Below are 11,044 nucleotides of genomic sequence, written 5' to 3' on the forward strand. Positions count from 1 at the left end.
AAATCAGTCAAGTCTCCATTATATCGAAGTCTAATAGTAAAATCCATCTTTAGTTTAGGTTTTCCATCCAAAAACTAACCTTCTTTCTTTTCACTGCATACTGTATGTGTATATACCTAACTGAAGAAAGGAGGATTTCTCGTATGTATCCGAAATCCCCTATACAACAAATGTATGTACAGCAGCGCCAACAGCACTATACACCATACCCAATACCCAATTTACCTCCTATGATGCAAAAAAAGAAAGGCTTTCTCTCAAAGCTATTCCAAAAAAAAGATCCCACCCATCCGTATATGCAAATGGTCCCGCCCTATCGACAAATGGAGCAACAACCAGCGATGCACTATCAACAAAACCAACCACACATGCAACATCAGCAGCAAATGATGCCCCCGCAAATGAACGCACCAAATGAAATGCGTGGTCCAGCAGAAGTCGCATCTGGTGCTGGTGGCATCGGTGGCTTCTTTTCTAACTTGCTTTCCAATCCTACCGGTATGTTAAATAACGTCGAGAAAGCTGTCCAAGTAGCCCAATCAGTCGGTCCTGTCGTCGAACAATACGGTCCTATCGTTCGCAGTATACCAAGCATCGTAAAAATTCTCACTTCCAGAAAAGGTGCTACCGAAGAACAAACGGAAGAAGTGGAAGTGATAACTACACCACCCCCTCGTAAAAAAAAGAAAATGGTAATGAAACCAGTTGCTGAAAAAGAACATCCAGAAGAGAATATCCCACTTCCGACACCTAAGCCTAGACTATATGTCTAACAACAATCCTTTGTTTTCTGTCCGCTCCTCCTTTATAATGTAATGGACTATGCACAAAAGGATTCCTTGTTTAGAAGGAGAGGATTACTCATATGAAGATTGTTAAAATTTCCCCTCGTGGTTATTGCTACGGTGTTGTAGATGCAATGGTCATTGCACGCAACGCGGCACTAGATAAAACATTACCTAGACCTATTTATATTTTAGGCATGATCGTTCACAACAAACATGTAACAGATGCATTTGAAGAAGATGGCATCATTACGTTAGACGGTCCAAGTCGACTAGAGATTTTAGATCAAATCGATTCCGGCACGGTCATTTTCACCGCACATGGTGTTTCTCCAGAAGTAAAACAGCGTGCAAAAGAAAAAGGCTTAACAACAATCGACGCAACGTGTCCAGATGTGACAAAAACACATGACCTAATTGAAGCAAAGAAAGCAGAAGGCTACCATGTGATTTATATTGGAAAAAAAGGGCATCCAGAGCCAGAAGGCGCAGTTGGAATCGCTCCTGATATCGTTCATCTCATTGAAAGAGCAGCTGATTTGGAGACACTAGAAATTCCAACTGACAAAATTTTAGTTACCAACCAAACAACGATGAGTCAATGGGACGTTCAGCACCTTATGGAGGACATCCAAGCAAAATTTCCAACCGCTGAATTTCATAAAGAAATTTGTTTAGCAACGCAAGTACGTCAAGAAGCAGTCGCGAAACAAGCGGATGTTGCTGACCTAACAATCGTTGTTGGTGATCCAAAAAGTAACAACTCGAACCGACTCGCTCAAGTATCACAAGAAATTGCTGGTACAAAAGCATACCGCGTTGCGGATGTAAGTGAAATTCAGTTAGAGTGGCTACAGGGTATCGAAAATGTCGCGATTACAGCAGGTGCTTCTACACCAACGCCAATTACAAAAGAAGTAATTGCCTTTTTAGAACAGTACGATCCAATGAATCCAGCTACGTGGGAACGCAAACGAAACGTACCGCTTCAAAAAATCTTGCCACGTGTAAAAGTAAAAAAACAATAAAAAAATCCGTTGCTATTTACATAGCAACGGATTTTTTATACAAATGTAAACGGATCTGTATGTAATCTGGAAGCATGAATTTGCACAGCAAACTTTTTCTCATTTGCTTTTTGTTGCAATTGTTTTTGTACACCTTGTTTCATAACTTTTTCAACGTTATGGCCCGGATCAACAATATTTAGTCCAAGCATCATCGCATCATGTGCAACATGATAATACATATCGCCCGTTACATACACGTCGGCTCCTTTCATTTTCGCTTGATTGATGTACTTATTCCCATCACCACCAAGCACCGCTACTTTTCGTACTTTATCATCTAATGCCCCGACAACTCGTGCACCTTTTACATCAAGTGAATGTTTCACATGCTCCGCAAACTGCTGTAGGCTCATTTCCTCTTGTAAATATCCAATCTTACCAAGCCCTAATGTCTCACCTTTATTATCAAGCGGATACATATCATACGCAACCTCTTCATACGGATGAGCAGCTAACATCGCTTTCACCACTCTTCGTTGTAAGGACGCTGGAATAATCGTCTCAATCCGAACTTCTTCCACACGTTCTAAGCGTCCTACCTCGCCGATATACGGGTTTGTTCCTTCTTTGGGTATGAAAGTTCCTGTACCTTCACTATTAAACGTACAATGGCTATAATTGCCGATATGGCCCGCTCCAGCGTCACCAAGAGCCGTGCGTACAGCATCTACATGCGTTACTGGAACAAACACAACAATTTTTTTCATTTCTTCTGCATATGTTGGAACAAGCACTTCTGTACGTTGTAGCCCTAACGCTTCGGCAAGTAAATCGTTAACGCCACCTTTTGCCACGTCCACATTTGTATGCGCTGCATAAACAGCGATGTCATGTTTAATGCATGTTTCAATGATTCTTCCATACGCTTTGTCTGTATGAATTGCTTTTAGTGGATTGAAAATAAGCGGATGATGGGCAATGATTACATTTGCTTCTTTGTTAATCGCTTCCTCTACAACTTCTTCTGTTACATCAAGGGCGATGAGCACATTCCGGACAGGTTTATTTAATGCACCAATCTGCAAACCTATTTTATCGCCTTCCATTGCTAAATGCTTCGGATACATCCCTTCAAATAAAGAAATAATTTCATGACCATTTGGAATTTTACTCATGATAAGACCTCCTCTATCATTTTCATTTTCGTTAATACTTCTTCACGTTTTACTTTCGTATCTTCTGATGCTGTCGCACGCTCTAATTGCTTGATAATATTTTGGAAATTTTTCAGTTCACTTTCCCATTTCTCTACAAATGTATCGCTCTTTTCTTTCATTAAAAAGGGGCCGATAAATAAGTTGGCTTGTTTGTTTTCATGATAAGGGGCTAGTGGGTCACCTTTTTCTCCAACTACAATCTCATAAATCTTATCGTCTTCTTTTATAATTTTTTCATGAATAAGCTCCCAACCATTTTCAACAAACCATTCACGAATGTGATGTGCAGCAATATTTGGTTGTAAAATTAACCGTGTCACACCGTTTAGCTTTTCTTTTCCATTTTCTAAAATGTCACGAATTAATGCTCCGCCCATACCAGCGATTGTAATGACATCTACTTCTCCCGGTGTAATAACTGCTAAACCATTTCCTTTACGAACATCCACTTTCTCTTGTAAGCCACACTCCGCTACCGTGGCCTGTGCAGAACGAAATGGTCCATCTACCACTTCTCCTGCCACTGCCTTTGTAGCAATGTTATTTATAATCGTATAGCACGGTAAATAAGCATGATCTGAACCAATATCCGCGATCGTAGATCCAACTGGAATCTCCCGTACCACTTCTTCTAGTCTTTTTGAAAGCTTTACTTCATTCATTTATTTCCATTACTCCTTCTCTTGTCAGTCTTTCTCCATGATAATGAATTAACAGTAGTTGTTGCAAGTAAAGAAACAAAATTTCAATTCCTTTATAAGTGCATATTTAAAAAGGAAGATAAAGAGAGCCGAGCAGTTCGAGGCATAGAAACCAGGAAGATACGGATTGTAGATTGTACTACATGAGTACCGGGGTGGCGACGTAACGAAGAAATAGGGCAGCTACCTTTACCGGACTTTTTGAACATCCTCTATAAGTAATCGTATTTTAGAAAGAAAAGAAAAACAAGCCCTTTGCTTATAAGCAAAGAGCTTCTATGTATAAACCTTTATTTTTTCTTCGCTAACCAATCTGCCACTTTAGAAGCTTGATCTGCTGGAATTAAGTTTGCAGGCATATTTCCTTTTCCTTTTGAAATTACTTCTTTAATCTCATCCTTTGAAAGTTTCCCACCAACTTTTTGTAAGTTCGGTCCAACTGCCCCTTGCAACTGATCCCCATGGCAGCTCGTACAGTTTTGCTTAACAATATCTTCCGGTTTTGATGCCGCTTGTGTTGTTTTTCCCCCATTATTTTTCGCATCAGCTAGCTCTTTTGATTTATTCAATCCCTGAAACGAAAAGACAAACATAATGACAATACCTAGCGCAGCAATGAGAGCAAATGGAATCAACGGATTACGTTTCATATTTCTTCTCCCCCCTCTATACCCCCTAATAATTAGATGATTCAGTTATTTCTATTGTACTTGAAAACGCTCTATCAGAAAAGACAAAACTGTCAGTTGTTTCAAATATTACATAAATTCCGTTTATTGATTCTTACTATTTTATCACATATTATTTTGATAAATCTCAACGTTTCTCATCATATTTTTTTCTTTTCTACATATATTTTTGTATAGAATAAACGAAATTACTCGAAAAATCGAAAAATGAGCATTTGCAAATCAAAAGACAATTCTGTAAAATAAATTACAAGAATTGTAATCGCTACTGATAGCTAAATTTTAACAAAAATTAACAAAATAAAAAAGTTTACTTCACAATTGTGAAGTAAACTTGAAAAGAAACCTATTCTAAGAAATCCTTTAGACGCTTACTACGGCTTGGATGTCTTAGTTTACGAAGCGCTTTTGCTTCAATTTGACGAATACGTTCTCTCGTTACGCCGAATACTTTCCCAACTTCTTCAAGCGTACGAGTTCGTCCATCATCTAAACCGAAACGAAGACGAAGAACATTTTCTTCACGATCTGTTAGTGTGTCTAACACATCTTCTAACTGCTCTTTTAGCAATTCATACGCTGCATGGTCCGCAGGTGATGTTGCTTCTTGGTCTTCAATAAAATCGCCTAAATGTGAATCATCCTCTTCACCAATTGGTGTTTCAAGAGAAACTGGCTCTTGTGCAATTTTTAAGATTTCGCGTACTTTTTCTGGCGCAAGGTCCATTTCTTCTCCGATTTCTTCTGGAGATGGTTCACGTCCTAAATCTTGTAACAATTGACGCTGTACACGGATTAATTTATTAATTGTTTCAACCATATGAACTGGAATACGAATTGTTCTTGCTTGGTCTGCAATGGCACGTGTAATTGCTTGACGAATCCACCAAGTCGCATACGTACTGAATTTAAAGCCTTTACGATAATCAAACTTTTCAACAGCTTTTATTAGACCCATATTTCCTTCTTGAATCAAGTCTAAGAACAGCATGCCACGGCCTACATATCGTTTAGCAATACTTACAACAAGACGTAAATTCGCTTCTGCAAGACGGCGTTTTGCTTCTTCGTCGCCTTCTTCAATACGTGTTGCAAGTCGAATTTCTTCTTCTGCAGACAGTAAGTCGACGCGACCAATTTCTTTTAAATACATGCGAACAGGGTCATTAATTTTCACACCTGGCGGCACACTTAAATCATTTAAATCGAATTCTTCTTCTGTCTTTGTTATCTGGTGAGTATTAGGACCTTCTTCGTTGTCACCAACTAGATCAATCCCTTGTTCACCTAAATATTCATAATATTCATCCATTTGGTCGGATTCAATTTCAAATCCATTCATGCGTTCTGCAATCTCTTCATATGTAAGAACGCCACGTTTTTTTCCGAGCTCAGTGAGTTGTTCTTTCACTTGCTCAAGGGTCATATCAGTTTCAATTTGTTTAGAACGAGCTGGTTTATCAGCCATTTGTTCCCCTCCTTACGCGAGATACAAACATTCATTATAATAAAATTTTATACAAAAAGCTATCTTCTTGCTTTCTGATTTTGTAAATACGCTGCATAAAATTTAGCAGCTTCCACTGGATCTGCTTTTTCCATTTGCTTTAATACAAAGATGGTTTCCATCTTCTTAAGTTTTTGCTTGTGGCGCCGCAGCGCTTCTAAATGACCTTGTAATACTTCATCTGCATATTCTGGATTAATAAATTCATCCGTTGAAATATTGGTTATAATATTTTTCAATTTCTCATCAGAGAGCCAGCTCAAAAAATTACCGACTGAAGGTTCATTTCCCTTTTCATAATATGCGTATAGTTCATATAAAATCCCTTTATGTTCTTCCGTATGGAAATCTTCTATATAAGGTTCAATACGGAAAGCAACATCTGCACTTTGCAACATATGGTAAATGAGCTCTCTTTCCGCTCTTTCAAAACCTGAAAACTTTGGTTTAGCATGAACAATTTGAGGAGGCTTAGAAATTTGCTTCGTTTGTTTTTGCTGTATCTTTTGTTCTTTGCGATATTGGTGTAATTGACCTAAAAGTGTTTCCATTGAGTAAGCAAACTCTTGCGATAATGATTTTAAATATGACTCTGCTTGCATGGCATCTTGTAATAACGCCAACTCTTTTAAAACACTTTTTACATAAGCTTCTTTACCAGACTCATCTTGCAAATTTTTCCCTAAACGAAGGTAATTTATTTTGAATCCTACAAAGCTTATACTAGCTTTTACAAGATTTTCAAAAGCTGCTGTTCCATATTGTTGTACGTATTCATCAGGATCAACCTTATCTGGCAATGAGACAACCTTTATTTGACAACCAACTTGTGATAACAATTGCCCTGCTTTCATCGTCGCTTCTCGTCCTGCTTTATCACCATCATAGCAAAGAACAACAGTTTCAACATTGCGTCGCAGAAGTTTCGCCTGTTCTTCTGTTAGAGCTGTTCCCATTGTTGCAACGGATTCTTCAACACCACTTTTTACAGCAGCTAATACGTCCGCATAACCTTCAAATAAAACAACTTGTCCTCGTTTTCTGATGAATGGCCGGGCTTGGTGGAAATTGTACAGCAACTTACTTTTATAGAAAATAGGTGTTTCTGGGCTATTTAAATACTTTGGGGTATCATCCCCTAACGCCCTTCCACTAAACGCTGCTACTTTCCCTTGTAAGGTGTGAATCGGAAATATAATTCTTCCTCGAAAACGGTCATGATGACTACCATCTTTTTCACTCCGCACAAGCAATCCAGCTTGTTCCATGGTCGATAGCGAAAATCCTCTTTTTTGTAATATTTTCGCCGCTGCGTCCCAAGCAGGAGATGCATAACCAATTTCAAACTTTGCAATCATCTCTTTTGTAATACCTCGATCTAGCAAATAAGCAAGAGCTTGATTTCCCTCTTCTGTATTTACTAAAAGATGGTGATAGTATTTTTTCAAAAGTTCATGCGCCTGTAACATAATGACGCTATCATCAGATATATTTTCTTGCTGTTCTTGCCCTGACGTATAGTCGACAACTGGAATATTATTTCTTTCTCCAAGCTTTTGTACGGCCTCTATAAAAGAGAGTCCTTCCATCTTCATGAGAAACGAAAAAACATTTCCTCCTTCTCCACATCCAAAACAATGAAAAATTTGCTTGTCAGATGAAACAGAAAATGAAGGTGAGTTCTCGCCATGAAATGGACAAAGCCCAAAATAATTGCGCCCTTGCTTTCTGAGTTGAACATATTCACCAATCACTTCCACAATATCAGATGATGTCCGAATCTGTTCAACAACTTCTTCGGGAATTCTGTTCCCCATAACTCCATCTCCGTGTCGTATTTTGTATTCGATACAAATTAAAGAATTCCTTTATAATTCGACAATATTTTTTCTGAATTTGTTAAAAAACATTGCCGGTCATGCTTAGAAAATGATTTTGGACCTTTTGTATAGGTCCCTTGTCTACGTAATTTCGCAGATACATATCGACTATATAAAATCGTATCCATTTGCTCATCTGTCACAAATGTGCCTCGCGGAGATAATACATATACTCCTTTTTTCACCAGAAGACCAGCAAGCCCCATATCCTGTGTGATCACGAGATCTGTAGCTTTAGCGAGTTTATAGATATGAAAATCTACCTCATCTCGCTCAGAATCTACATAGATCTAATTACCTTGCTGTTTGCTCGACCGATGGGCATAGGATGCGACAAACAAAATTTCGACATGAAATTTTGTTCCAACTTGCACAATTTCATCCTTCACAGGACATGCATCTGCATCAACTAAAATTTTACTGATGTTTTGCATATTTCTGTATTCTACATCCCTTCTGTGAATCCTTCCATAATGTGCGTTTTCTTGATTAGATTTTTGTCGATTTTACGTAAATGAGATCTTTCCCGTAAATCCTATCCCTAGTTTATTCTGAAAAATTAAAGTCTAAACGTAAAATATACGTTTTTATCACAATTTTTTATTATAATATATTTCCCTCAACTTCGCTACATATCCTTTAAAAAATTATTATGAGCGAAAAAAGCACATTCACCTTTGGTAAATGTGCTAAAACATTTTTTGGTTTTGCACTGCATTCACAATAATATTCGCCGTTTCCTCAATCGCCTTATTTGAAACATCAATTACTTGACAGTTTATTTTGCCTACCACTCGCTCAAAGTGATCAATTTCTTCTTGAATACGATTAATATTAGCATAAGTTGCTCCATCACTCAGACCAAGCGACTTTAATCGTTCTTTTCGAATATGATTTAACTTATCCGGTGTAATTTTTAAACCGAAACATTTTTCTTTTGCAACGCGGAATAATTCTTCTGGAGGATCCACTTCTGGTACAAGCGGTACGTTTGCAACTTTTAATCTCTTATTATGAGCAAGATATTGCGAAAGCGGTGTTTTTGATGTGCGTGATACACCAATCAAAACGATATCTGCTTTAAGAATTCCACGCGCATCTCTACCATCGTCATATTTGACAGCAAACTCAATTGCTTCGATCTTTTTGAAGTATTCTTCGTCTAATCTTCGGACAACACCCGGTTCATATCTTGGGATTTGACCTGTGATTGCTTCAATTTGATCAATAAGAGGCCCTATAATATCATAAGCCTCTACGCCTTCTTTCACTGCTTCTGCTAACAAATACTGACGCATTTCAGGCTTTACTAACGTAAAGCAAATAAGCGCTCGATTACTTTTAGCAATCGAAATAACCTCTTTTAATGTCCCTGTATCTTCTACATACGGTACACGTCTAATATCAGGAGCAAATGGAAACTGGCCCATTGCAGCTCGAACAACTAAATCAGCCGTCTCTCCCACAGAGTCAGATACGACATATACGATCTTATTCTTCATTACATTACCTCACTTTAAACAAATTACACTTATTCATTATTTACTAAATTTACAAACGCACCCGTAATATTTGTTTTTGTAATTCGACCGACAACTTCTAAACCTTGTTTCGTGTCTTTTACAACTGGTACAGCATCAATCTGTCTTTCTATTAATTCCATTGCTATATCATATAGACTATCTTCCCGATGACACATCGCAATATTTGGCATCCTTGTCATGATAATATTAACCGGCAACGATGTTAAATCCTGCTTTCCTAAGCTTGCTCGTAATAAGTCTTTACGAGAAACTACACCGACTAAAAACGTAGCTTGATCTACAACAAACAAAGTACCCACATCTTCTAAAAACATGGTACAAATCGCATCGTATACTGAAACATTTTTATCAATAACGACTGGCCTAGATTGATAATCTTGCACCTTAATTTTTTTGACAGCTTCTGATAATAGCTGCCCTCCGGTTTTTCCTGTATAAAAATAACCGACACGTGGACGTGCTTCTAAATAGCCAGCCATCGTTAAAATAGCTAAGTCGGGCCGAAGCGTCGCTCGTGTTAAATTTAATTGCGCGGCGATTGCCTCCCCAGTAATAGGACCGTGATCTTTTACAATCTGAACGATATGTTCTTGCCGTTTATTCAGTTCTATGATAATCACCACCTTCAATACAAAACGAAAAAAGTTATACTATCTCTTAAATATTATATACTAAATATGCTTTTCGAAAAAGAAAGTATGTAAAAAGGACCCGTTTATGGTCCTCATTATATTTGAAATTTATCAAGTTGCTCCAGAAAACGCCTTGTTTTCAAATAAATTCCACAATATTCATCATAATATGTATTTAATACTGTACGCATTTGCCGTTTTGTTTCATCTTTTACTGACACATTACCAAGTCGAGCTAAATCAAAATGATAAAAAAGGCGCAGTAATTTATGAACAGCCTCCCCAACCGGAATGCGATATGGATCTTGTTCAGCATGATGCTTACACAGAAAACCGCCTTCTCGAACGGAGAAGGCGACAAAATCTGCTTCTTGATGACAAATAGCACATGTATCAAAATAGGGTTGCATACCTAATACCGGAAGCATTTTCGTTTGATAAATTAACGCTAAAACTTCAGGATCGACACCCTCACACATGTAATGCAGTGATTGATATAGCATCTCAAATAAATATGGGTTATGCTTTTTATCTTCCGTTGCTTTATCAGTCAACTCAACAATAAATGATGCATACGCAGTTAAAAATATATCTTCACGAATTTCTTTCATGGATGAAATTATTTCACCTTGTTGCAAAGTCCCGAGTCCAGACCCCATTTGAATTAGAAAGTAACCATGAGTCATAAGTTGCGAAATAGACGCTAGCCTACTTTTTGGTTTTTTCGCACCTCTCGCCATTGCACTTACTTTTCCAAGCTCACGAGAGAATATCGTGACAATTTTATTTGTTTCTCCGTAATCTGTGGTCCGGATGATAATCCCTTCAATCTTTTGAAACATGTTCATCACCATCCAAGGTTTGAACAAAACGGGTCAAGAAATTGGAGAGTCTAGATGCGCTAGCTCCTCGTCATGTTGATCCATTTCATCATTTACGTCTTTTTCCATTTCCTTCAAAAGCAAATACGTTTCAATGCTTCCTGTCTTGGAGAAAAATTTCCAGGTAAAATCTAGCATAAGAATCCACCTTTCTCAGTAAGCGTAGCATATAAACCAATTTCTTTTGTTGTTATTAAA

Annotated in this window: 13 protein-coding genes; 2 read left to right on the plus strand and 11 right to left on the minus strand. The window is 37.8% G+C overall.

Annotation, left to right across the window (positions count from 1 at the left end):
- Window positions 1-143 precede the first annotated feature (143 nt).
- The gene (vrrA, locus tag QUF99_RS22505; RefSeq protein WP_289373028.1) at window positions 144-773 is read left to right on the plus strand and encodes a VrrA/YqfQ family protein; all 630 of its coding nucleotides are present in this window, start codon (window positions 144-146) and stop codon (window positions 771-773) included.
- 92 nt (window positions 774-865) lie between these two features.
- The gene (locus QUF99_RS22510) at window positions 866-1,813 is read left to right on the plus strand and encodes a 4-hydroxy-3-methylbut-2-enyl diphosphate reductase (protein ID WP_289373029.1); all 948 of its coding nucleotides are present in this window, start codon (window positions 866-868) and stop codon (window positions 1,811-1,813) included.
- Window positions 1,814-1,848: 35 nt separating this feature from the next.
- On the opposite strand, the gene QUF99_RS22515 is transcribed toward QUF99_RS22510, so the two are convergent.
- From QUF99_RS22515 to QUF99_RS22565, 11 genes are all read right to left on the minus strand, one after another.
- Entirely contained in the window at window positions 1,849-2,970 is a 1,122-nt protein-coding gene (locus tag QUF99_RS22515; protein ID WP_289373031.1) for a Nif3-like dinuclear metal center hexameric protein, read from the minus strand.
- Entirely contained in the window at window positions 2,967-3,674 is a 708-nt protein-coding gene (locus QUF99_RS22520; RefSeq protein ID WP_289373032.1) for a tRNA (adenine(22)-N(1))-methyltransferase, read from the minus strand. The genes QUF99_RS22515 and QUF99_RS22520 overlap by 4 nt, the downstream gene beginning before the upstream one ends.
- A gap of 329 nt (window positions 3,675-4,003) precedes the next feature.
- Window positions 4,004-4,363 (minus strand): cytochrome c550, encoded by a 360-nt coding sequence (gene cccA, locus QUF99_RS22525; protein WP_289373034.1) that lies wholly within the window; start codon window positions 4,361-4,363, stop codon window positions 4,004-4,006.
- Window positions 4,364-4,748: 385 nt separating this feature from the next.
- On the minus strand, window positions 4,749-5,870 hold the full coding sequence (rpoD, locus tag QUF99_RS22530; protein ID WP_286121970.1) for an RNA polymerase sigma factor RpoD: 1,122 nt from the start codon (window positions 5,868-5,870) through the stop codon (window positions 4,749-4,751).
- A gap of 59 nt (window positions 5,871-5,929) precedes the next feature.
- Window positions 5,930-7,726 (minus strand): DNA primase, encoded by a 1,797-nt coding sequence (gene dnaG, locus QUF99_RS22535; protein WP_289373035.1) that lies wholly within the window; start codon window positions 7,724-7,726, stop codon window positions 5,930-5,932.
- Window positions 7,727-7,764: 38 nt separating this feature from the next.
- Window positions 7,765-8,079, minus strand: coding sequence for a DUF188 domain-containing protein (locus QUF99_RS22540; protein WP_353958429.1), 315 nt, complete (start codon window positions 8,077-8,079; stop codon window positions 7,765-7,767).
- The gene (locus tag QUF99_RS22545) at window positions 8,080-8,223 is read right to left on the minus strand and encodes a hypothetical protein (RefSeq protein WP_289373036.1); all 144 of its coding nucleotides are present in this window, start codon (window positions 8,221-8,223) and stop codon (window positions 8,080-8,082) included.
- 255 nt (window positions 8,224-8,478) lie between these two features.
- Complete coding sequence (locus QUF99_RS22550; RefSeq protein WP_289373037.1) at window positions 8,479-9,291, minus strand: pyruvate, water dikinase regulatory protein; 813 nt, start codon at window positions 9,289-9,291, stop codon at window positions 8,479-8,481.
- A 29-nt stretch (window positions 9,292-9,320) separates the two neighbouring features.
- On the minus strand, window positions 9,321-9,953 hold the full coding sequence (gene ccpN, locus QUF99_RS22555; RefSeq protein WP_286121974.1) for a transcriptional regulator CcpN: 633 nt from the start codon (window positions 9,951-9,953) through the stop codon (window positions 9,321-9,323).
- Window positions 9,954-10,060: 107 nt separating this feature from the next.
- On the minus strand, window positions 10,061-10,807 hold the full coding sequence (gene recO / locus QUF99_RS22560; protein ID WP_289373039.1) for a DNA repair protein RecO: 747 nt from the start codon (window positions 10,805-10,807) through the stop codon (window positions 10,061-10,063).
- Window positions 10,808-10,840: 33 nt separating this feature from the next.
- On the minus strand, window positions 10,841-10,984 hold the full coding sequence (locus QUF99_RS22565) for a YqzL family protein (RefSeq protein WP_000883923.1): 144 nt from the start codon (window positions 10,982-10,984) through the stop codon (window positions 10,841-10,843).
- Between the last annotated feature and the right edge of the window lie 60 nt (window positions 10,985-11,044).

The organism is Bacillus sp. DX4.1, from assembly GCF_030348195.1.
GTDB lineage: Bacteria > Bacillota > Bacilli > Bacillales > Bacillaceae_G > Bacillus_A.

Bases quoted from the DNA above. Each gene is read 5' to 3' on its own strand.
- vrrA (WP_289373028.1), top strand. From the start codon at position 144: ATGTATCCGAAATCCCCTATACAACAAATGTATGTACAGCAGCGCCAA.
- QUF99_RS22510 (WP_289373029.1), top strand. From the start codon at position 866: ATGAAGATTGTTAAAATTTCCCCTCGTGGTTATTGCTACGGTGTTGTA.
- QUF99_RS22515 (WP_289373031.1), bottom strand. From the start codon at position 2,970: ATGAGTAAAATTCCAAATGGTCATGAAATTATTTCTTTATTTGAAGGG.
- QUF99_RS22520 (WP_289373032.1), bottom strand. From the start codon at position 3,674: ATGAATGAAGTAAAGCTTTCAAAAAGACTAGAAGAAGTGGTACGGGAG.
- cccA (WP_289373034.1), bottom strand. From the start codon at position 4,363: ATGAAACGTAATCCGTTGATTCCATTTGCTCTCATTGCTGCGCTAGGT.
- rpoD (WP_286121970.1), bottom strand. From the start codon at position 5,870: ATGGCTGATAAACCAGCTCGTTCTAAACAAATTGAAACTGATATGACC.
- dnaG (WP_289373035.1), bottom strand. From the start codon at position 7,726: ATGGGGAACAGAATTCCCGAAGAAGTTGTTGAACAGATTCGGACATCA.
- QUF99_RS22545 (WP_289373036.1), bottom strand. From the start codon at position 8,223: ATGCAAAACATCAGTAAAATTTTAGTTGATGCAGATGCATGTCCTGTG.
- QUF99_RS22550 (WP_289373037.1), bottom strand. From the start codon at position 9,291: ATGAAGAATAAGATCGTATATGTCGTATCTGACTCTGTGGGAGAGACG.
- recO (WP_289373039.1), bottom strand. From the start codon at position 10,807: ATGTTTCAAAAGATTGAAGGGATTATCATCCGGACCACAGATTACGGA.
- QUF99_RS22565 (WP_000883923.1), bottom strand. From the start codon at position 10,984: ATGCTAGATTTTACCTGGAAATTTTTCTCCAAGACAGGAAGCATTGAA.